Origin of the sequence: Erwinia rhapontici (assembly GCF_012271765.1) — a bacterium.
GTDB lineage: Bacteria > Pseudomonadota > Gammaproteobacteria > Enterobacterales > Enterobacteriaceae > Erwinia > Erwinia rhapontici.
In genome coordinates this window covers 464,284-487,654 of the sequence record NZ_VRKO01000016.1, presented here as the reverse complement: position 1 = coordinate 487,654, position 23,371 = coordinate 464,284, and the positions used below count along the sequence as shown (strand labels likewise).

Genomic DNA, 23,371 nt, shown 5'->3' with positions numbered 1-23,371 from the left:
CCCTCCTCCTCTACCTGAAAAACTCGCCCGGACCGCTGATTTTCTGATGTAAAATCATCATGCCTCATAGCGTCCCGCGCTATATTAGCCAGAGATAACGCTGGTTCCCTTCTTTCAGGAGTCTCCATGAGCGACCCGCTGCAGCCGCCTGTTGTGCGCAAGCGTCCGATGAAACTGAGTACGTCCGTCAGCCTGATGGTCAGCGCCGTGATTGCAACGGTGTTGTTGATTGTTCATCTGTTCTATTTTTTCCAGATAAGCCATGTGACCCAGGAGAGCGTCAAAGATAAGGCGCTGGCAGTGGCACGCACCCTGGCGGACTCTCCCGAGATCCAGCGCGCACTGCTGCTTCCTCCTGACAGCGGCTTGATTCAGCCGATTGCCAGCGCTGTGCAGGAAAGCAACGACCTGCTGTTTGTGGTGGTGACCAATATGGACGGCATTCGTTATTCCCACCCAAAAGCAGAACTGATTAACCAGCATTTCATCGGTGAGGACATTATTCCGGCCCTGCAAGGGCGCGAAAACATGGCGATCAACCACGGTAAGCTGGCGGAAGCACTGCGGCTGTTCACCCCCGTTTACGACAGTCAGCATAAGCAGATTGGCGTGGTCGCTATCGGCATTTCGTTAAGCGAAGTGGCCTTACAGATCAGCCAGAGCCGCTGGAATATCATCTGGGCCGCGCTGTGCGGCATGCTGGTCGGTGCCATCGGCACGTTTCTGCTGGTAAGGGCCGCGAAGCGTATCCTGTTCGGGCTGGAGCCGTATGAGATTTCAACACTGTTTGAACAGCGTCAGGCGATGCTGCAATCCATGAAAGAAGGGGTGATCGCCGTTGATGATCATATGCAGGTGACGCTGATTAACCGTGCCGCACGGCAGTTGCTGCGTGAAACCGACCGTCAGCAGGCGGTGAACATCGACGTCGGCGAAATGGTGGCCGCCTCAGGCCCGCTGATCTCCAACCTGCGCGATGTGCTGAACAACGGCGTGCCACTGCGCGATGAGGAGATCAATTTTAAAGGCCGCATCTTACTCTGCAATACCATGCCGGTGCGCAGCAACGGCGTGATCATCGGTGCCATTTGTACCTTCAGGGATAAAACAGAAATCAGCCAGCTAATGCAGCGGCTGGATGGCATGGTGAGCTATGTAGATGCCCTGCGCGAACGCTCCCACGAATTTATGAACAAACTGCATGTGATCCTCGGTCTGTTGCATATGAAAAGTTACGGCAAAGTAGAGGATTATATTCTTAAAACGGCTAATAATTATCAGACAGAGATCGGTTCTCTGTTAGGAAAAATCAAGTCACCGGTTATTGCCGGGTTCCTGTTAAGTAAAATGAATCGCGCCTCGGACACAGGCAACCACCTGCTGATCAGCGATGACTGTATGCTGCCGGACAGCGGCAGCGAACAGCAGGTTGCCGCGCTGATCACCGTGCTGGGTAACCTGATTGATAATGCACTGGATGCCCTTGGCCCCAGCGCTGAGGGCGAGGTGAGTGTATTGCTGCACTACCAGAAGGGTTTCCTGGCCTGCGAAGTCAGCGATGACGGCCCCGGCATTGCGGCCAGCCAGTTAGAGGCGATTTTTGAGAAGGGATTTTCTTCCAAAGGCGATGAACGCGGCGTCGGGCTGTTTCTGGTAAAACAACAAACTGAAAGCCTTGGCGGGAAAATTATTGTAGAGTCCGAACCTGGCGTTTATACGCAATTTTTTGTACAACTGCCCTGGGATGGAGAGAGTAAAAACGCATGATCAATGTTTTAGTCGTCGATGATGATGCGATGGTCGCAGAACTGAACCGCTGCTATGTCGCCCAACTGCCAGGATTTGCCTGCTGCGCCGTTGCCTCAACCTTACAGCAGGCGAAAGATCTGGTGCTGAACAGCGAACTGGCGGTCGACCTGATCCTGCTGGATGTGTATATGCAGCAGGATAACGGGCTGGATCTTCTGCCTGCGCTACGCGAAGCAAAGCGTCCGGTGGATGTGATTGTGATCTCTTCCGCCGCCGATGCCGCTACGATCAAACAGTCTCTGCATTATGGCGTGGTCGACTATCTGATTAAGCCGTTCCAGTTCTCGCGTTTTGAAGAAGCGCTGACCGGCTGGAAACAGAAAAAAACCATGATGGATAACCATCAGTTCTATGAACAGGCGGATGTCGATCAGTTGATTCACGGTAATCATCCGGCAGTTGAGGATAATAAACGCCTGCCAAAGGGGTTAACGCCACAGACGTTACGCACTCTGTGCCTGTGGATTGACGCCCATCCGAATGAGGAATTTTCCACGGACGATCTCGCTGCGGCAGTCAATATCTCGCGCGTATCCTGCCGTAAATACCTCATCTGGCTGGCGCACAGCAATATTCTGTTCACCAGCATCCACTATGGTGCCACCGGTCGTCCGGTTTATCGTTACCGCCTCCAGCCAGAGCATACCGCCCTGCTTAAACAGTATTGTCAGTAACCCGGTAGCTGTCGTCCAGTAGCGTGAAGCGGTACTTATGCTGTGAAGAACAGATTACCTGACCGTCCCGGGTGACAAAAATAGCCTCGATCTGCGGCATCTCTCGCAAGCAGACGAGGCTTTTTTCTACCCCAAGTCCATACAGCAATGTGGTCCAGATATCCCCGTCGATGGAATCATCGGAAATAATCGTCACACTCAGCAACTCGTTATCCAGCGGGTAACCGGTACGCGGGTCAAGAATGTGATGATAGCAACGCCCTGCCAGCTCAAAATACCGCTCATACACCCCGGAAGTGACCACGGACTGGTGAGTGACGTGGATGACGCCAATCAGGGCATCAGGCCCGGCAAAAGGCTTTTTCAGGCCAATCCCCCATGCCTGCTGCGCCGGATGCCCGAGCGTCTGCACATTGCCCCCCAGATTGATCAACGCGTTCGTGACCTGCTGTTGATGCAGATAATCACGCACCACATCGGCAATGTAACCTTTCGCAATCGCACCGAGGTCGATCTCCATGCCTGCCTGTTGCAGGAACACGGACTGTGCCGCATCGTCGAGAATCACCTGGTGGGGATTGGTCAGGGCCAGCAGCGCCTGTAACTCGCTCTCAGGCGGCACCGTATTCCCCTGAAAGCCAATCTTCCAGCGTTTAACCAGCGGGCCAATGGCGAAGTTGAAACAGCTTTCCGCACGCGTGCTGACCTCGCTGGCGCGTTTAATCAGTTGGTAGACTGGCGCGCTGACTACGACCGGATGCAGACCCGCCGCGTGATTGATCGCCATCACTTCCGAGGGTGCACGGTTAACGGTAAACAGATTTTCCTGATGCTTGATCAGACGAAACACCCGCCCTGCGAGTGCCTCGTCATGTTCAAACAGTTTGAGGAGGATGGGCGATCCCATCAGAACAGCGGAGTAAGCGTAGGAACCTGCGGACATTGGGTCTCCTTCTGGTCAACGGGGGGCATGCCCGGCCCGGAGTCAATGGGAGGGGCATGCCCCTCCCCTACGATGTGATGCTTTCTGTCGGGGCCGGGTATGATCCTCCCCTACGATGTGATGCTTTCTGTCGGGGCCGGGGATTATCCTACCCCCACGATGTGATGCTTTCTGTCGGGGCCGGATATTATCCTACCCCTACGATGTGATGCTTTCTGTCGGGGCCGGATATTATCCTCCCCCTACGATGTGATGCTTTCTGTCGGGCCGGATATTATCCTACCCCTACGATGTGATGCTTTCTGTCGGGCCGTATATTATCCGGCCCCAACGACGTCCGGTAGGGGCCGGGCATGCCCGGCCCGGGGGTTTAACGTTTCGCGTACGCCGCCGCGTTACGCCCTGCCAGAATCCCGAAGATGATAATATCGGCTACAGCATTACCGCCGATACGGTTAGCACCGTGAATACCGCCGACCACTTCGCCCGCAGCCCAGGCGCCGTTAATCACCTGTTTCTGCGCATCCAGCACCGCGGTGTCGGTATTAATGGTCACGCCGCCCATCGTATGATGCACGCCCGGAGCGATACGGATAGCATAGTACGGCCCCTGGTTGAGCGGATGACGCAGCGCGGTGGTACGGCCGAAGTCTTCATCCTTCTGCTGTTCAACGAACTGGTTGTAGCGACCCAGCGTGGTTTGCAGGGTTTCCTGGTCCATATTGAGTTTCACTGCCAGCTCGTGCGGCGTGGGTGCACTGATCACGAAGCCTTTGGCGATGTACTCATCGGCGGCTTTGTTATTCGCACGCACCTGGTCATCAAAGATAATCCACGCACTCTTCTCTGGCAGCGCAATAATCTCGGCGGAGACTTTGTCGCGGGTTTCCATTTCGTTGTAGAAGCGCTGGCCGGCCTGGCTGACCAGAATGGCACCGCCGCCGCGAATCGCTTCCGAAATCAGATAAGAAGTGGTTTGTTCCACGGTCGGGTGAATCTGGATTTCGCCCATATCGACGGTATCCGCACCAATATTTTGCAGCATGGCGATGCCGCTACCGGTGGCCCCTTTGTGGTTAGTGGTGACAAAGCCATCCAGCTCAGGACGGTATTTCACCACCATCTCACGGTTGGCGCTGAAGCCACCGGTCGCCACAATCACGCTTTTGGCATTCAGGATGCGGGTGTCGTTATATTCATCGACCACTTTCACGCCGCTCACCGCGCCATTTTCCAGCAGAATTTCCGCCACGGAGGTTTCCAGCAGCACTTCGATATCACGCTGATTAATGTTTTTCACCAGGCCGCTAATCAGGAAGCCACCGACCGCAGAACGGTCAGCCGGACGGTGCGTGCGGTCAATGCTCATGCCGCCGGTAATGGTGATATCGTTCAGCTCAATACCGTTAGTCGCCAGCCACTCAATAGCTTCGGGTGCCAGGTTAACAAACTCGCGCAGCAGTTCCGGGTTGTTCTTAAACTTGCCGCCTTTGAGCGTTTCTTCATAGAACAGTTCTTTGTTGTCCTCGATGCCTTTCAGCTTCTGGAAGCGGGTTTCCGCGGCGTTCATCCCAACCGAGGCTTTAATGGTGTTCCCGCCAATGGTTGGCATTTTCTCGATGATCACCACATGCGCGCCCGCATCGCTGGCCTGAATGGCCGCTGCCAGGCCGCCACCGCCGCTGCCGACCACGACGACATCGTAGTTCTGCGGGGCTTGCGGGTTACCCCCCTCTTCAATCACATGCTCTTTGCTTGAGGTGGCCATGGCGCGGGAGACGGCTTTTTTCAGCGCCTCACTCTGTGTAGTGGCACCCGTAACGGCATCCACGTGCGGGCTGTTCGCCACCAGCATACGGGTACGCAGGCTCTCAAAGGTGGTGGTGAAGTCCACGTCAAGGGTGTCATCCGGCACCAGTGAAATATCGGTAATACGGTCGGTATCCAGGGTGACACTGATTTTCAGTTTCAGCGCTTCGGCTTCCACTTTCTCCTGGTACACCCCTGCTTTATATTTACGGCCACCGGTGCTGACGTCGCGGATCATGGCGTCAACCAGTGAGAAGCGCCACAGCGGTTCAGGAATGTTCAGCGCTTCACGCTGGGTGCTGTCGATAAACAGTTCAAGATGATCGTTTTTAATAATGCGATCGGCCCAGTCCGGGTAAGCAATACAGGCTTTACCTACCGCGACCAGGTCAAAACCGTATTCCAGCGCCTGTTCAGCGTCCGCTTTGTTGATCACGCCGCCCACGCCAATCACCGGCACTTTTGCCAGGGTTTCTGAACGTGCAGCCAGGTATTTGGTGATCAGTGGCGTCGGATCTTCGCGGTCAACAATCGAGGAGCGCAACAGCTGCCCCACTGAGAAGTGCACGTAGTCCAGGCCGCGTGCAGCCAGTTTTTCCAGCAGATACAGCGTGTCATCAAAACGAATGCCCGGGACTTCAATTTCTTCCGGTGAGAAGCGGTAACCAATGATGAAGGAAGAATCTGCAAAGCGCTCTGCCATTTTATGGGTAATTTCAAGCACTTCCAGAGGGAAGCGCGCACGGTTGTCGCGGCTACCGCCCCATTTGTCATCACGCTGGTTGGAGTTCGGTGAGTAGAACTGCTGGATCAGGTAGGTGTTGGCACCGTGGATTTCCACGCCGTCAAATCCGGCTTTAATCGCGCGGTTAACCGCATCACCAAATTTGGTGATCATCACATCAACTTCTTCGGCAGTCAGCGCCTGCGGGGTGGTCGCACCGTCACGCGGTGCAGCTATGGCACTTGGCGCGACCGGCGTACGTCCGCCAATCAGTTCCGGCTCAACCATACGGCCGCCGTGATAGATTTGCAGAATAGCTTTAGACCCTTTGGTCTTGATAGCGCTGGCAATTTTCGCCAGACCCGAAATCTTGTTATCGCTGTCGATAGCAATGGCCCCCGGGAAGGCCGGGCCTTTCGGGTCGATGAAGCAGCACTCAACAATCACCGTACCTATGCTGCCGGCACGATCGCGGTAATACTCAACCAGTTCACTGGTGACGGTGCCGTCGTAGAAACCGGTACAGGTGGTCATCGGCGCCATCAGCAGGCGGTTCTTCAGAACCGCCCCGTTTGGCAGGGTCAACGGGTTCAGAATAGGGGTTAGCGTATTCATTAGGTGTACTCCAAATTAAAAGTTTTGAATTCTTTAGCGGGCAGCTATTTTATTATTTATATTAATAGCCCGACGTCATGATGCTAATATAACAATTTCTTTAGCTATATAATCGATAACTTTAATTATTTAACTTTTAAATAAACGAATACTTTTTATTTACCCGAAATGCTACAAATAGTTTTATTAATTGTTAACTAATGAACACAAAAAATCAACCTATCGTTTACAGAAAAATTATAATAAATAAAATCATATTCTTACCAAAACAAATCTGACTTTACTGGAAATAAAATGTACACTAAGATGAAGATTAAGCCTCTTAAATGAAAACAACGCTTAATAAATGATAGCCAGTTGTTAAAAATAAAAGGGTGCTGCAATTTTTATTGATCCAGATCAAAGTCTATATTTAAGGATGTCGCATTATATTTATATCAACCCAATAAATAGATGCTTTTTCATTGGGAAAAGACGAAAACGACTTCAAGATTCACGGTAGAAAAACTAAATAAATAGAAAAGAAAGTAAAAAAATCAGTTATAACCTACCGGGACACTTAACGAATTCTTATTAACTTGCAGACTAAAACTATGAAACAGACATCTATGGTCAGTGAAACCGCAAAGGCACCTCCTGCCGCTGCGGGGCAAAAAAAACGCCTGCTTATGTTGTTCCTGCCTGTACTGGTTGCGGTGTTACTGCTACTGGTGCCGGTACCTCAGGGGCTGGAACCTCATGCATGGTACTTCTTCGCTATCTTTGTGGGGGTGATTGTTGGGTTGATTTTTGAACCCCTGCCTGGTGCGGTGATCGGCCTTACCGGCGTGGTGGTCATCGCGCTGTTCAGTCAGTGGGTGCTGTTCAGCCCGGCAGAACTGGCCGACCCGAAATTCAAAACGGCCGCTCAGGCATTTAAATGGGCCGTCAGCGGATTCGGTAACTCTACGGTGTGGCTGATCTTTGGCGCCTTTATGTTCGCCGCGGGTTATGACAAAACACAGTTCGGCCGCCGCCTGGCGCTGATTCTGGTGAAATATCTGGGGCGTCGCAGTCTGACCCTCGGTTATGCCATTACCTTCGCTGACCTGCTGCTGGCCCCGTTCACGCCGTCCAATACCGCACGCAGCGGGGGCACAATCTACCCGATTATTGCCAACCTGCCGCCGCTGTATGGTTCAAAACCTAACGACCCCAGCGCCCGTAAGATTGGTTCGTACCTGATGTGGGTAGCGATCACCGCCGCCTGTATCACCAGTTCGATGTTCCTGTCGGCGCTGGCCCCTAACCTGCTGGCCCTGGCGCTGGTGAAAAGTGTGGTGGGCTTTGATATCTCCTGGGGAATGTGGTTCCTGGCCTTCCTGCCGTTAGGTCTGTTACTGCTGTTGACCATGCCGCTGCTGGCTTACTGGCTCTATCCGCCGGAAGTGAAGTTCAACGATGAAGTGCCGCGCTGGGCCATCAGTGAGCTGGAAAAACTGGGCAAACTGACCCGTAACGAAATCCTGCTGCTGGTGTTTGTGGTCTCTGCCCTGCTGATGTGGATCTTCGCCACCGCCTGGATTGAACCGGCTATGGCTGCCCTGCTGGTCGTCGTGCTGATGCTGTGGACTGGCGTACTCAACTGGAATGACATTACCAGTAACAAACCGGCCTGGAACACCTTTGCCTGGTTCGCCACCCTGGTGGCACTGGCAGATGGCCTGGCACGCGTTGGCTTTATCGCCTGGTTGGGTAAAGAAGGTGGGACGCTGCTGCAAGGCTACGACCCGCAGGTCTCCGCCGTGGTACTGATGATCGCCTTCTTCCTGCTGCACTACCTGTTCGCCAGTACCACTGCGCATACCACCGCGCTGTTACCGGCCATGCTGACCATTGCCGCCTCGATTCCGGGCATCAATATGCCGGTATTCTGCCTGATGATGTGTACCTCACTTGGTCTGATGGGCATCATCACACCTTACGGTACAGGTCCAAGCCCGATTTACTACGGCAGTGGTTACCTGCCAACCAAAGACTACTGGCGTCTGGGTACCATCTTCGGGGCCTTCTTCCTCTGCGCCCTGATGCTGATTGGCTATCCGTGGATGGTGATGATGTTCTGATGCGCGCTTAACGGTTAATCACGCACTCAGACATGCAGTTGTTGCAACAATGTTATACCATTCCTGACCTGCCGACCTGACTCAGGGTCGGCAGGAAAACAATAAAACAGATATCGCCATTAATGTTGCCGAGCCTCCGCATCCGAGAAGGAGGGCAGCACATCATTAAGTGAGAGCACAATGTCGAAAAAACCTTTCCATTATCAGACCCCGTTCCCTCTTGCAAAAGAGGATACCGAATACTACCTGTTAACCCGCGATCACGTCTCCGTGGCCGAATTCGACGGGCAGGAAATCCTGAAAGTAGAGCCTCAGGCTCTGACGTTACTGGCGCAACAGGCGTTTCATGATGCCTCATTTATGCTACGCCCGGCCCACCAGCGCCAGGTGGCCGCCATTCTGGCCGACCCGGAAGCGAGTGAGAACGATAAGTACGTTGCCTTGCAGTTTCTGAGAAACTCCGAAATCGCTGCCAAAGGGATTCTGCCAACCTGTCAGGACACCGGCACCGCGATCATCATGGGTAAAAAAGGCCAGCGCGTCTGGACGGGCGGCGGTGACGAAGCCGCCCTGGCGTTGGGGGTGTACAACACCTACACCGAAGACAACCTGCGCTATTCGCAGAACGCCGCGCTGGATATGTACAAAGAGGTCAACACCGGTACTAACCTGCCTGCGCAAATCGACCTCTATAGCGTTGACGGTGACGAGTATAAATTCCTGTGTATGGCGAAAGGCGGCGGTTCAGCCAACAAAACCTACCTGTACCAGGAAACCAAAGCGCTGCTCACCCCGGGTAAATTGAAAGAGTACCTGACTGAGAAAATGCGCAGCCTCGGCACGGCCGCCTGCCCGCCGTACCATATCGCCTTTGTGGTCGGTGGTACGTCCGCCGACAGCACGCTGAAAACCGTGAAACTGGCCTCAACACACTACTACGACGAGCTGCCAACCGAAGGTAATGAACACGGCCAGGCCTTCCGTGATGTGCAACTTGAGCAGGAACTGCTGCTGGCCGCACAAGAGCTGGGCCTGGGCGCACAGTTCGGCGGTAAATACTTCGCACATGATATCCGCGTCATCCGTCTGCCGCGCCACGGCGCATCCTGCCCGCTGGCGATGGCGGTTTCCTGCTCCGCTGACCGTAACATCAAAGCGAAGATCAACCGCGAAGGCATCTGGATTGAAAAACTGGAAGATAACCCAGGCCAGTATATCCCTGTCGAACTGCGCCAGCAGGGCGAAGGCGATGTAGTGCATGTTGACCTGAACCGTCCGATGAAAGAGATTCTGGCCCATCTTTCTGAGTATCCGGTTTCAACACGCCTCTCTCTGAGCGGCACCATTATCGTGGGCCGTGATATTGCTCATGCCAAGCTGAAAGAGCGCCTTGATAATGGCGAAGATCTGCAACAGTACATCAAGGATCACCCGATCTACTACGCAGGGCCGGCGAAAACCCCGGAAGGTTATGCGTCCGGTTCCCTCGGCCCGACCACCGCAGGCCGCATGGACTCCTACGTTGACCTGCTTCAGGCCAACGGCGGCAGTATGATCATGCTGGCGAAAGGCAACCGCAGCAAACAGGTGACGGATGCCTGCCATAAACACGGCGGTTTCTACCTCGGCAGCATCGGTGGCCCGGCGGCGGTGCTGGCACAGCAAAGTATCAAAAGTCTGGAGTGCATTGAGTACCCTGAGCTGGGTATGGAAGCCATCTGGAAAATCGAAGTCGAAAACTTCCCGGCCTTTATTTTGGTCGATGATAAGGGCAACGACTTCTTCGCTCAGATCCAACAGAATCAGTGCGATAAATGCGTGAAGTAACCGCCTGAGGCGGCATTCCCCTCCGCTTCAGGAGGGGAATGCAATTGTCACGAAAACGTCATAAACCAGACTCCTCTCTACAGATGAGTCAGTTAGCCTTCACATCCTCTGTTATCCCCCCTTCTCCCGATTAAAGTCGCTGCCCGCCAGGTCGATATCTCTGGCGACTGTGAGCTTTTTTGCATTTTTTATTCACCGGGAAATCCTGACGCTATGAAACTTAATCATCTCTCTATCGGGCAACGCCTCGGCATGCTGGCGGCCATTTTGCTGCTGGCCACCCTGTTTATCGGTATACGCGGTCTGACGGTTAACGCCGACGGGTTAACGCAGAATCAGCATATTATGGCTACGGAGCAGACCATCGCAGAGAGCATTGATACCGCACGCAATGCGCAGGTGCAGTTCAAAATTCAGGTGCAGGAGTGGAAGAACACCCTGCTGCGCGGTACGCAGGGCGAAGCGAAATTCAATCAGTACCGTGATGCCTTTGTTAAACAAAGCCAGAAAACCCAGGTGCTGCTGGGCCAGCTGAGCACACTGCTCCCTGAGATTGGCATGAGCAACAGCGAGGTACTGAAAACCCGCACGCTGCACGCCGAGCTGGAGCAGCACTATCTAAAAGCCCTGCAACAGTACAGCATTCAGGACAGCGACAGCGCGCACAAAGTCGATGGTCTGGTCACCGGAATTGACCGTGAGCCCACGCGGATGATCGATGAAATGGTTGCCGCCACGCTGCAACAGGCGGTGCTGATCCGCGAGCAGAGTAATGCGCGTAACCAGCATCTGTATCAGCAAACGCGCATGATGCTGCTGCTGGCAATGGGTCTGACGCTACTGGCTGGCTTTATGATCACCTTTTGGCTGATCCGCAGCATCACCCGCCCGCTGGCGCAGGCTGTCTCGATTGCACGAGCGGTGGCGTCCGGTGATTTGCAGACGCCGATTATCGTCAGCGGCCGCGATGAAACCGCCGAACTGATGCATGCCCTGCAGGAGATGAACGGCAACCTGACGCGTATTGTGTCCGGGGTACGTTCCGGCACCGAAACCATTGCGTCGGCCTCCAGCGAAATTGCCGTTGGCAGCCGCGAACTGTCCACGCGCAATGAAGCACAGGCCAGCGCCATTGTGCAGACCGCGGCCTCAATGGAGGAGCTGACGTCAGTGGTCAAAAACAATGCCGAGAACTCGCGTATCGCCAGCGATATCTCCATTGAAGCCTGTGCCGTCGCCAGCCAGGGCGGTGAAGTAGTGGAACAGGTGGTACGCACTATGAGCGATATCCACCAGTTCTCCACTCAGATCAGCAACATTATCAGCGTGATTGACGGCATCGCCTTCCAGACCAATATTCTGGCACTGAATGCCGCCGTTGAAGCGGCGCGTGCAGGCAGCGAAGGACGCGGTTTCGCCGTGGTCGCCGCCGAAGTGCGCGCCCTGGCACAGCGTTCTGCCACCGCCGCGAAAGAGATCGGCACACTGATCGACAGCTCTGTCACCCGCATCAATGAGGGTAACTCGCTGGTGAAAGTAGCGGGCAGCGCGATGGAAGAGATCGTCAGCAGCGTGCAGCGCGTCAGCCAGTTGGTGGAAACCATTTCGATGGCCAGCGGCGAGCAGAGCAGCGGCATCGATCAGGTGAATATCGCCGTGGTGCATATGGATGCCGCCACCCAGCAGAACGCCACGCTCTCTCAGGCATCCGCCGCCGCCGCACAGGCAATGCAGCAGCAGGCTGAGCAGCTGTTAGAGATGGTGCGAGTGTTTAAACTGCGGGAAGAGTAACAACGGAGTGAGCGGCCCGGCGTGCTGAGACTGCATAATGGGCCGAAAATAGTCGGATAACGCGCATCACCTCATCCCACTCAGTGGCGATGAGGTGAGATAGCAGCAATGCCATTGATGAAAAGCCCGTTTTCAGCTTAGAATTCGCCGGCTTATCAACGCTTCATCATCTGCCGGAAAAGGATTATGCGTAAATCAAGGATTGCCCTGACCGTGCTGGCGTCATTAACCGCCAGTTTCCAGACGTTTGCCTCTTCAGATATCGAGGCCTGTATGTGGGGCAGTAAAGACTGTTTTATTGTCAGCCCTCCTGTGCTGGACGTGACCAACGACACCCGTGACAACCTGCTACGCCTGGTCAGCGAAACCAAAGCTGTCACCCTGACGTCGCAGCCCATACCGCAAGATATGACGCGCAGCCGCTCGTTCTATTTCGGCTACCATGATGATGCCGCTCCTGCCGCTGCCAGCCCTGCTGCTACCGAAGATACCCTGTCTGCAACACTGCAAAATCAGATTGCCGCGCTGGGTCTGAACGACAGCATTCTTAAAGTTACCCCGATGGCGCCCGGCGAAGAGGAAAATCGTTTTGTCTCTTATACGCTGACCACCGTTTCGCTTTTCTTCGGGGCACTGCTGGCGGATACCTCGCTAAGCGCAGAACAGCGCCAGGCACTGGCCACTGCCCGTATGTCACTGTCTGATAGCGCTGAATACCGCCAGCAGACGGGGGCATTGGATTATGCTGAAGGATCATCGGCACGCGCCTTCCGTGATTATCTGCTGGCCGCCAGCGACTTCTATCAGGGCGACTATCCGGCTGCCGCGCAGACCTTCACGGCGCTGCAAACGGCAAAACAGCCGTGGGTGGCAGAAACTGCCAGTTATATGCTGATGCGCACGGCACTCAACCAGAGCAGCGAGAATGCCAACGGTGAATACGGTGATTTCGATGTCAAAAAGATCGACAAAAACGCCGCCACTGAGGCGCGTACCGCAGCACTGGCCTATCTGACCGCCTGGCCCAAAGGGCAATATGCGCACTCCGCCTACAGCATGCTACGCCGTATCGACTGGTATCGGGAGGATTGGGACCTGCTGGCAGATCACTATGAGGAGGCGCTGGAAGCGGCCACGAATAATGATGACATTGTTGCGCTGATCGCAGAAAACGATCTGAAGCTGCAAAGCAAAGATCAAAGCGGCGATGCGATGTTTATCAGCGCCACTAACGCCCCGCTGCTGACCTTTACCCAGACATTACGTCTGATGCGCAGCAAAGAGTGTAATCCGCGCCTGCCCTGTGTGGACCAGGCGTATCTTGATGCGCTGATGCCGTCATTTGACCAGGCACGCAAGCTGCCGCTTTGGCACTATCTGACGGTCATGCAGTCGTTCCGCACCGGGGATTATCCTGCGGTGATCGCTAACATCAAACCCATCACCGAACTGCCCGCCCGCAACATTGTCGCGTTCAGCGAGCAGGTGCTGTATGGCGATGCGCTGATGGCGCAGCAACAATGGCCCGCCGCTCGCGACCACTGGGCGCATCTGTTAACGCTGAGTAAGGACACGGAACAGCAGCAGTTTGTTCAGGCCCGACTGGCGGCCGCGCTGGTTTCCGGCAATGAAGTGGCACAGATTTTTGCCGCAGACAGCCGGGTGACGAACCTGCGCTACCGTTCGCTGGTGCTGAAGACTCGCGCGACGCCAGAGTTGCTACGTCAGCAGGCCAGCAAAGGGCCAAACGATGAAGAACGCACCATTGCTTTGCACACCCTGCTGGTCAGCGATTTGACCGAGGCGCGCTACGGCGAATGGTTGCAGGACCGCAAACTGAGCCAGCATATTACGCAGCCCGTGGTGACTGACGCATTTGCCGATGTGCAGCTCAGTGCCTTTGACTGGACGGGCGAAAAGACTGAAAAAGGCTACGCCTGCCCGACGCTGGAAACGGTGGTCACCCAACTGAACCAGCACGCCGACAACAGCCATGCGCTGAACTGCCTCAGCGAGTTCTTCCGCACCACGAACGTTTCGGTCACCACCTGGCCCGACAGCGGCGGTAACGGTACGCTGGATAACGCGGTGACGACCGAGAAACGCACGGGTCAGCCGGATCGCCAGCACTATTATCAGCAGGTGATCGGCAACAGCAAAACCGAACCGGAAGATAAAAGCTACGCGTTGTACCGCGCCGTCATGTGTTACGCACCGTCAGGCTATAACGACTGCGGCGGCAAAGAGGTCGATAAAACACAGCGCCAGCGCTGGTTCACTCAGTTGAAAAAACAGTATCCGGGAAGCACGTGGGCAAACAAGCTCAAGTATTACTGGTAAGCCTCCTGCTGGCCGCCCTGTGCGGCCTTCCGGTTCGTGCTGCACAGCAGGTTAATGCCAGCGATTACCAGGCGTTCTGGCTCTGGTCGGGGGTACGCCCCGGACCCGAGCTGAAAGCCGCTCACACCGTGTATCTGCATCAGGGTGAAGTGGTGACGCAGCAGGGTCAGGCGGTGTTTATTCGTATGGGCCTGCCGGTGAGCCGCTTAACGTTTCCGCATATCTGGGTCACCGTGCGAATGGAAACACTGGCGGTGCCGGATGAGATGCTGGAACGGATGGTGCGGCTGGCACAGCGCTGGTCGCAGGCGGGCAATCAGGTGATCGGCATACAGATTGATTTTGATGCCGCGACCCACCGCCTCGATCAGTACAGCGCGTTTTTGCAACGCTTGAGAACGGTGCTGCCTGCGGAGTATGCCCTTGGCGTCACCGGGCTGCTGGACTGGGCCAAAACCGGTAACGTGGCGACGCTGAATGCGCTGCCGGTGGATGAGCTGGTGATCCAGAGCTATCAGGGTCGCCAGACGGTGAACCGCTACGCCGACTACTTCCCGGCGCTGACGGAGCTGCGCATTCCCTTCCGGCTGGGGCTGGTGCAGAACGGCCGCTGGGATAAGCAGGATGAGCAGCACCTGCTGGCTTCGCCGTGGTATCGCGGCAGCGTGGTGTTTATGTTGAATCGGTGATCGGCTTAAAGGTCTGGTCAAGCTTTTAAGGTCAAGGTCTGAAGGTCAAAGGCGTTTCGCTTTCCCGCTGCGCGGGCTGAGCGACCCAGGGCGGCCAGTCGCCGCCGCCCTGGGAACCCGGGCTTGCGGCAGGCGCATCGCCCGCTAAAGCGGGTTCCCTCAGTCGGTCGGTTTTCCTGCCGGAACGGGCGTGACGGGACATCCCTGTCCCGGCTCACCCTCTCGCCGACGTCCTGTCGGCTCGTCCTGGAAATCCGCCCTCCTTCGGCGAGGCTTAATTGCCGCTCAAAAGGTCAACGGCCAGGTCAAAAGAACAATCAAAGACGGACTAAAAATAAACCAAATACCAAAGAGCCATTTTTGGTATTTGTTGGTTTTATTTAATCTTGTAGGTTTTTGGTTTTGATGTTGAGGCGGCAATTAAGCGGCGCTGAGGAAGTGATGTGAACCAGGATGAACCGCCAGGACGGCGGTGAAAGCTCGGGCCGGCACAGGGAAGTGCCGTCACGAGTGGTCCGTCGGTGAACGGAACTGACGAAGGCACCCGTGAAACGGGCGCAGCGCCTGCCGCAAGCCCGGGGTCAAGGGGCGGCGGCGACTGGCCGCCCCTTGTCGCTCAGCCCGCGACAGCGGGAAAGCGAAACGCCCTTGACCTTAAGACGTTGACCTTAGGATGTTGACCTGTCCACTCGAACAATAATGACTTATTATGCAAATAAAACAGATATTCAGTCATTTTTTATTGTCCCTTCGCCCTAAATCTCGCATACTCTCACCACTCTTTTTTTTACGAAGTCAGGGCAGAGACGGTAATGAGTCAGAAATATCGCGTGTTTATCGATGGTCAGGCAGGCACCACCGGGTTACAGATCCAGCAGCGGTTGGCCCGTCATCCTCAGATTGAAATGCTCAGCATTGATGAGGCGCAGCGTAAAGATGCCGCTGCCCGCCAGGCGCTGATGAAACAGGCGGATGTCAGCATCCTTTGCCTGCCAGATGCTGCTGCACGTGAAGCCGTCGCGCTGGCCGATGACGTGGGTGCACGCGTACTCGATGCCAGTTCTGCGCACCGCGTAGAAGCAGGTTGGGTGTATGGCCTGCCGGAACTGGCGGCCGACCAGCGCGAGAAAATTCGTGCTGCCAGCCATGTGTCCAATCCGGGCTGCTACGCTACCGGCGCTATCGCCCTGCTCGCACCGCTGACCCAAAGCGGCCTGCTGAAAGCCGATCAACCGCTGGCGATTAACGCCGTATCCGGCTATAGCGGCGGCGGCAAAGCGATGATCGAAAAATACCAGCAGGCAGGCACCGGGTTTGCCGCCTACGGCCTGGGCTTTGATCATAAACACCTGAAAGAGATTCAGGCATGGAGTGGGCTGAGCAGCAAGCCGATCTTCCAGCCATCCGTCGGTGATTATGCGCAGGGTATGCTGGTGTTTATTCCGCTGAATGATGTGGATGGCGAAGCGTTACAGCAGGCGCTGGCTGACTTCTATCACGGCCAGCGGTTTATTCACGTGAACGCACTGAACAGCCTGGACGCCGATACTGCCCCTTACCTGCTGCCGGAAGCGCTGAATAATACCAATAATATGGAACTGTTTGTCTTCAGCCATGCGCAGCAGCGCCAGAGCATTCTGGTTGCTCGCCTGGATAACCTCGGCAAAGGCGCCTCGGGTGCTGCGGTACAGAACCTGAATCTGATGCTTGGCCTGCCGGAAGAGACCTGCGTGAATCTGTAATATCGCCTCACGGGGGCCTGCCAGTCCCCGTGTTTTCCTGCCATTCCCGCTGTATTTTTTTCGACCACATTCAGCGCATTGTGGTGTTAAAACCCCTACCTGACTCACACTTTGCCCCTTCGATCCCTTACCCTTTCGTTAAATTCGACTAAAGTTTTAATCTGCTCAACTACTTACAGATCATGCATGGTCTGGACATGGAGAATGGCTAATGAGAAGAGTCGAACAACGTCAATGGAATACACGCCTGTTTACCCCCCTGCTGCTCACCGCCGCGCTGACCGCCAGCTTCACGCTGCAGGCGGAAGATAATCAACGTATGCTGAGCAGTAACCCGCAGCCACCGGACATCCGGCTCGGGCCGTTGTTCCACGCGGTGCAGGCGGCAAAAATTTTCCCCGACCAGAAAACCTTTGCTGATGCCGTGCCGAAACAGGACCCGACCGCCATTCTTACCGACTGGCAAATGCAGAAAATGCAGCGCAATTTCGATTTAAAGCGGTTTGTTGCCACGAATTTTATCCTGCCCGCAGAGGGGGAGAAATATGTTCCACCCGCTGGTCAGAGCCTGCGTGAACATATCAACGGCCTGTGGCCCGTGCTGACGCGTTCCGCCAGTCAGGCCAATCAGTGGGATTCACTGCTGCCGCTGCCGAAGCCTTATGTGGTGCCGGGTGGGCGCTTCCGCGAAGTGTATTACTGGGACAGCTACTTCACCATGCTGGGGCTGGCGGAAAGCGGTCACTGGGATCGGGTGCAGGATATGGTCGATAACTTTGCCTCTGAGCTGGATAAATACGGCCATATCCCCAACGGTAACCGCAGCTACTATCTCAGCCGCTCGCAGCCGCCGTTCTTCAGTATGATGGTCGATCTGCTGGCAAAACATGAGGGTGAAGCGGTCTACAGCAAATATCTGCCGCAGCTGGAGAAAGAGTACAACTACTGGATGGCCGATGCCGACAGCAGCACGTTAGCCGCCGGATCGGCCAGCAAACGTGTCGTGAAGCTTAAAGATGGCACCGTGCTCAACCGCTACTGGGATGCCCGCGATGTGCCGCGTACCGAATCCTGGATGGACGATATCGCCACCGCCGGGAAAGCCCCGTCGCGCGATAAAGCCGGGCTGTATCGCGACCTGCGAGCCGGGGCCGCATCGGGCTGGGACTTCAGTTCTCGCTGGTTCGATAAACCGGGTGATCTGGCTACCATTCATACCACCCGCATTGTCCCGGTGGACCTGAATGCCCTGATGTTCCACCTGGAGAATACCCTCGCCCACGCTTACCAGGTGGCGAAAAATGAAGGTGCCAGCAAGCGTCTGGCCGAGCGTGCCACACAGCGTCGTGACGCGATCAACCGCTATCTGTGGGATGAGAAACAGGGCTGGTATGCCGACTATGACTGGCAGAAAGCGCAGGTCCGTCCGCAGTTAACCGCCGCCACGCTGTTCCCGCTCTATGTGCAGGCCGCGACGGACGATCACGCTAACCGTACGGCCAGCGCCGTGAAAGCGCAGTTGCTGAAAGAAGGTGGCCTGGTGACCACCACCGTCAACAACGGCCAGCAGTGGGATGCGCCTAACGGCTGGGCACCGTTGCAGTGGGCCGCCGTTGAGGGGCTGAATCACTATGGTAAGCAGGACCTGGCGAAAGAGATCGGTATGCGCTTCCTGCAAAACGTGCAGGCCACCTACGATAAAGAACACAAGCTGGTCGAGAAATACGTTGTCGAAGGTAAAGGGCTGGGCGGCGGCGGTGGCGGCGAATATCCGTTGCAGGATGGCTTTGGCTGGACCAATGGCGTAACGCTGAAATTAATGGATCTTTACTGCCCTAAAGGCGTGACCTGTAATAATGTGGGGGATATCAGCACGGCTAAACCAGCACCTTAACCTGCATTAACCCTGACCGGGCGGCCTTTGTGCCGCCTTTTTTTATCGTTCCCGGCCCCCCTCACCTCACGCTGCCAGACTCCGCAGCCCACCAGACACCTTCCGATACTGAAATAAAATTTACGCTTGAAAAAATCAACGATAACAATAACAATTCTCATTGTTATTCTCATATTTTGTTACTTTTATGTAAGAATGCCTTTTCCCGAGGGATCTGATCGGCTTTCAGTTCCCTCGATCCACCCTACAAGGAAAGAAGATGACTCTGGTTTTTAACCTGAAGCGATCGGTGCTGTGCTGCGCCATTGCGATGACCGCCCCTGGCATGACTTTCGCTGCTGACAGCCAGATGGTGGTGACGGCAGCGCCCGCGGAGACCGCCGATTCACCAACGCGTGGCTACAACGCGACCACGTCTACCGGCGCCAGCAAAACCGATCAGCCGCTGATCACCACCGGTCAGTCGGTGTCTGTCGTCACCCGCCAGCAGATTGACGATCAGGCCGCCAATACCGTTGGCCAGGCGCTGAATTATACGCCAGGGGTGTTTTCTAACTTCAGTGGGGGTGCCACCCGTTTTGACACCGTTGCCCTGCGTGGCTTCCACGGCGGCGATGTCGATAATCTGTTCCTCGATGGTATGCGCCTGATGAGCGACGGCGGCAGCCATAATATTATGCAGGTCGATCCCTGGTTCCTTGAGCGCCTTGATATCATCAAAGGTCCCTCCTCTGCGCTGTATGGTCAGACCGTTCCCGGCGGGCTGGTGAATATGACCTCGAAACGTCCGCAGTTTGTCTCTGAAGGGCATTTCCGTCTGACCGGTGGAACACAAAATACCAAAGGGGCCGCCTTTGATTATACCAATGCGATTAATGACCAGTGGGCCTTCCGCCTGATCGGCATGACGCGCACCAGCGATACGCAGTATGACAATACACGTGAAGAACGTTACACGATCTCGCCGTCATTGCTGTGGCAGCCGTCAGAAGACACCTCCCTGTTGCTGCGTGCCTACCTGCAAAAAGATCCCTCTGGTGGTTATCACGGCTCCACACCGCTTTCCGGTAACCTGACCCAGCATAATGGCAAATGGTTAAAGGATGGCTTCAACGAAGGCGAAAGCAGCGTTGACCAGTACAAACGGCGTGAACAGGTTTACAGCTACGCCTTCTCGCACCGCTTCAATGAGACATGGGCAGTGCGCTCTGATGCCAGCTACACGCACAGCAGCGTTGCACTGGATCAGGTGTATCAGAACGGCTGGATCGATGATAGTGACCAGTTAGCACGTGGCTACAGTGGCTCACGCGGTTCACTGGATGCCTGGTCAACGGATAATCAGCTGGAAGCGGATTTCGCCACTGGCGACGTGACGCATAAGCTGGTGGTAGGTGCGGAATACCATCAGTATAAAAACGATGTCTGGAGCGGATACGGGAGTGCCAGCCCACTTAATCCGTTCACCGGCGCCACCGCCTCTCACGGCGTAACGGTCACGTCTCAGGACAACACCACTCGCCGCTACTATCAGTCCGGCGTCTATTTGCAGGATGAGCTGGAATGGAATCGCTGGCATGCCACGCTGTCCGGCCGCTATGATCGCATGGTGTCAGAGCAGGATAATCACACCACCGATGTTAAACATCGTCTGCAGGATGATCACATCAGCGGACGCGCATCGCTGTTGTATGCCTTTGAAAACGGCCTGTCGCCTTACGTCAGCTACAGCCAGGCGGTCACGCCATCCATTCTTCCTGGCAAAGACGGCAACCTGCTGAAACCGTCTACGTCTGAGCAGTATGAAGCCGGTTTGAAATACCAGCCCCCGGGCACCAGCGATCTGTACACCGCTGCCGTGTATGACCTGACGCAGAAAGATGTCGCGGCACGTGATTCTAACGATATTGCCAGCGCCACCTACATTCCCGCCGGGAAAGTGCACTCTCAGGGACTTGAGCTGGAAGCACGTAATCAGCTGACCCCGCGTCTGAGCACCATCGCCGGGTATACGCTGAACCACGTACGTTATAAAGAGTTGCAGGACGGCAATGATGGCCACACGCCACTGCTGACACCCAATCAGATGGCCTCTGCCTGGGCACACTATCAGTTTGACTACGGCATCAGTGCCGGTGCCGGGGTACGTTACATCGGTAAACAGTGGGCCAATGACGACAATACCGCACGGGTCCCCTCCGTCACGCTGGTCGACGCCTCTGTACGTGCCAATCTGGGCGACTGGAACAGCAGCATGAAAGGGGCTTATGTGCAGGTCAATGCCAATAACCTGTTTGGTCGTGACTATATCGCCGCCTGTTACAGCACCACCAACTGTTACGTGGGGGCTGAACGCAGCGTGATCGCCACCGTGGGTTACGATTTCTAAAAGCCAGACAGTAAAAAGGGAGGCCTCAGCCTCCCTTGTTTCTAAACCGTTGTGTTAACTGCGTACCTTACGGTAAATCCACAGCACCACGATCGCACCAATCACCGCGACAATAAAGCTGCCGAAGTTAAAACCATCTACCCTGCCGAAACCAAAGAAGGTGCTGATCCAGCCACCCACAACGGCACCCACCACCCCAAGAACCACGGTAATGATGAAACCACCGCCATCTTTACCCGGCATAATCCATTTGGCGATAATACCGGCGATCAGACCAAAGATGATCCATGAAATAATACCCATTAGTCACTCCTTATAATCTTATGATTTAACGCTTCGCCTAATAAAACGCACTAAGTATAGGCGAGGTTTCTAAGCCTGTGATTTAAATCTAAACTTTCTTTGTCTATCGCGTAAAATAATTGTAAAGCCCTTGAAGGGGTTGCCGATAACCGTTACAGGGTCGCTAACGCGCATGATTTGCTATTCGACTGGAGCCGGATGTGAAAGAGGACGACAAAGAACAATACCTGAAACGTGGGCCGCTGGCAGTTCTGGCCGTCCTGCGCGATCTGCTGGACAGTCAAACACCCGTGATGGTGTCGCACGCTCGCGGTCAGTTCATCACACGACTACTGTACGCGGATAAAGAGAACATGTTGCTCGATTTCGGCAGTAATGATTACGACAATCAGCTGGCGAAAGAGGCCCGGAATCTGCATATCACCGCAGAAACACGCGGTGCCAAAGTTGAGTTTGCCCTGGTGGCCCTTGGCGAGGACGAGCACGAAGGATTACCGGCATTTTCTGCAGAGCTGCCTGAATTGCTCTGGATGATCCAGCGCCGCGAATTTTTCCGCGTAACGGCACCGCTCAATCCGGTGTTTTACTGCTATATCCCCTGGCCTGATGGATCAGGTGAAGGTCGCCTGCGTTTGCAAGACCTCTCACTGGGCGGCGTTGGCGTGTTGTCCGATAATGCCCTGCCGGAGACGCTACAAATCGGCGACAGCATTAAAAAGCTGCGCGTGGAGATGGGGGAATATGGCCGTTTTGAAGTGGATGCACAGCTGATTACCATTGGTAAACGCAGCGTGGTGGGCAGTAAAAGCGAGACAATCGTAACACCACGCCTCAGCTTCCGCTTCCTGTCGCTGAATGCCGGGCAGGAACGTGAGCTGCAACAGGTGATTTTCTCGCTGGAACGGCTGGCGCGTGATAAAGCCAACCGTTTCCAGGAGTGATTCAGATTGTGCGATAGGCGGTGGTGACTTTCCACAGATAACGTGGCGCCTGGGCCGCCGGATGTTTATCCTGCACATGCTGGTAAAACGCTTCCGGGGTCATGGCGTTAATCATCGCAATAGCACGATCGCGGTCACGAGAGAAGGTTCGCAGTAAAGCACCTGCACCGTTAGCGTAGGAGACGATAGTGGCATAGCGCAGGGTTTTCGGATCACGAATCCCCGCCAGCTGCTGCTCTTGCAGAATACGCAGGTACGCAGTACCAATATCGATATTTTTCACCGGGTCACGCAGTTCCGACTTCGTTGGTTGCCCACGTCGGCCCTGTGAACGATACACTTCCCGCCCTGCCGTAGAGGCTTTTATCTGCATCAATCCAACGGCATTCGACTTGCTGACGACCGTGGGGTTGCCGCCCGATTCTACGCTAATAATCGCTTCCACCAGCTTTTGATCCACACCATTCCGCTGTGCTGCCTGCTCGGTCATCATCGACCAGGCACTGGCCACCTGCGAAGGAGGGGCCTGAGTTAAGGGAGTATCCGGCTGACGAACAATTTTTCTCTGGGGTTCACTGGCACAACCTGCCAGCAATAATGCAGCGATCATCGCCGCCATTTTCACGCTTTTTCTCACGTTTTTATTATCCTCTGAGCCCGAGCTTCGCGACTATCATACGGGTTGCCGGCCATTAGGAAATTACCGTAACTCTTAAATTGTGCGGCATGCTGGTGACTTCATAGCGGCTATTCGTCATCATCGAATCAATTGGACA

The 23,371-nt window shown here is 55.1% G+C and carries 15 protein-coding genes; 11 read left to right on the top strand and 4 right to left on the bottom strand.

What is annotated here, in order from left to right; translation table 11 throughout:
• Nucleotides 1-126 precede the first annotated feature (126 nt).
• Nucleotides 127-1,767, top strand: a complete 1,641-nt coding sequence (locus FVB43_RS19225) for a sensor histidine kinase (RefSeq protein WP_167864564.1) — start codon at nt 127-129, stop codon at nt 1,765-1,767.
• A complete protein-coding gene (gene dcuR / locus FVB43_RS19220; protein ID WP_133843399.1) occupies nt 1,764-2,483 on the top strand; it encodes a two-component system response regulator DcuR in 720 nt (239 codons plus the stop codon). The genes FVB43_RS19225 and dcuR overlap by 4 nt, the downstream gene beginning before the upstream one ends.
• Here the strand turns inward: dcuR and FVB43_RS19215 are convergent.
• Together FVB43_RS19215 and FVB43_RS19210 are read right to left on the bottom strand one after the other, a co-directional pair.
• Nucleotides 2,464-3,426, bottom strand: coding sequence for an FAD:protein FMN transferase (locus FVB43_RS19215; protein WP_167864563.1), 963 nt, complete (start codon nt 3,424-3,426; stop codon nt 2,464-2,466). The genes dcuR and FVB43_RS19215 overlap by 20 nt on opposite strands.
• A gap of 370 nt (nt 3,427-3,796) precedes the next feature.
• Nucleotides 3,797-6,574 (bottom strand): flavocytochrome c, encoded by a 2,778-nt coding sequence (locus FVB43_RS19210; RefSeq protein WP_167864562.1) that lies wholly within the window; start codon nt 6,572-6,574, stop codon nt 3,797-3,799.
• A gap of 593 nt (nt 6,575-7,167) precedes the next feature.
• Between FVB43_RS19210 and FVB43_RS19205 the strand changes: the two genes are divergently transcribed.
• From FVB43_RS19205 to FVB43_RS19170, 8 genes are all read left to right on the top strand, one after another.
• Nucleotides 7,168-8,679, top strand: a complete 1,512-nt coding sequence (locus FVB43_RS19205) for a DASS family sodium-coupled anion symporter (protein WP_133843393.1) — start codon at nt 7,168-7,170, stop codon at nt 8,677-8,679.
• Nucleotides 8,680-8,859: 180 nt separating this feature from the next.
• Nucleotides 8,860-10,506: a class I fumarate hydratase FumA gene (gene fumA, locus FVB43_RS19200; protein ID WP_133843392.1), complete on the top strand. Its 1,647-nt coding sequence runs from the start codon at nt 8,860-8,862 to the stop codon at nt 10,504-10,506.
• Between the two features lie 213 nt (nt 10,507-10,719).
• Entirely contained in the window at nt 10,720-12,297 is a 1,578-nt protein-coding gene (locus tag FVB43_RS19195) for a methyl-accepting chemotaxis protein (protein WP_167864561.1), read from the top strand.
• A 186-nt stretch (nt 12,298-12,483) separates the two neighbouring features.
• Entirely contained in the window at nt 12,484-14,637 is a 2,154-nt protein-coding gene (locus FVB43_RS19190) for a PA5441 family protein (RefSeq protein ID WP_422718034.1), read from the top strand.
• Nucleotides 14,607-15,326 carry a DUF3142 domain-containing protein gene (locus FVB43_RS19185; RefSeq protein WP_133843379.1) on the top strand — a complete coding sequence of 240 codons (720 nt, stop codon included), beginning with the start codon at nt 14,607-14,609 and terminating at the stop codon, nt 15,324-15,326. Before FVB43_RS19190 ends, FVB43_RS19185 begins: the two co-directional genes overlap by 31 nt.
• A gap of 812 nt (nt 15,327-16,138) precedes the next feature.
• The gene (argC, locus tag FVB43_RS19180) at nt 16,139-17,068 is read left to right on the top strand and encodes an N-acetyl-gamma-glutamyl-phosphate reductase (protein WP_167864560.1); all 930 of its coding nucleotides are present in this window, start codon (nt 16,139-16,141) and stop codon (nt 17,066-17,068) included.
• Between the two features lie 211 nt (nt 17,069-17,279).
• Complete coding sequence (treA, locus tag FVB43_RS19175; RefSeq protein WP_167864559.1) at nt 17,280-18,962, top strand: alpha,alpha-trehalase TreA; 1,683 nt, start codon at nt 17,280-17,282, stop codon at nt 18,960-18,962.
• Nucleotides 18,963-19,221: 259 nt separating this feature from the next.
• Nucleotides 19,222-21,351 carry a TonB-dependent siderophore receptor gene (locus tag FVB43_RS19170; RefSeq protein WP_159337274.1) on the top strand — a complete coding sequence of 710 codons (2,130 nt, stop codon included), beginning with the start codon at nt 19,222-19,224 and terminating at the stop codon, nt 21,349-21,351.
• 54 nt (nt 21,352-21,405) lie between these two features.
• On the opposite strand, the gene FVB43_RS19165 is transcribed toward FVB43_RS19170, so the two are convergent.
• Nucleotides 21,406-21,654 (bottom strand): GlsB/YeaQ/YmgE family stress response membrane protein, encoded by a 249-nt coding sequence (locus tag FVB43_RS19165; protein ID WP_133843372.1) that lies wholly within the window; start codon nt 21,652-21,654, stop codon nt 21,406-21,408.
• 200 nt (nt 21,655-21,854) lie between these two features.
• Here FVB43_RS19165 and FVB43_RS19160 point away from each other — a divergent pair, with 200 nt between their 5' ends.
• Complete coding sequence (locus tag FVB43_RS19160) at nt 21,855-22,595, top strand: flagellar brake protein (protein ID WP_133843371.1); 741 nt, start codon at nt 21,855-21,857, stop codon at nt 22,593-22,595.
• A gap of 1 nt (nt 22,596) precedes the next feature.
• Here the strand turns inward: FVB43_RS19160 and emtA are convergent, their stop codons facing one another.
• The gene (gene emtA, locus FVB43_RS19155) at nt 22,597-23,232 is read right to left on the bottom strand and encodes a membrane-bound lytic murein transglycosylase EmtA (RefSeq protein ID WP_159337275.1); all 636 of its coding nucleotides are present in this window, start codon (nt 23,230-23,232) and stop codon (nt 22,597-22,599) included.
• Nucleotides 23,233-23,371 lie beyond the last annotated feature (139 nt).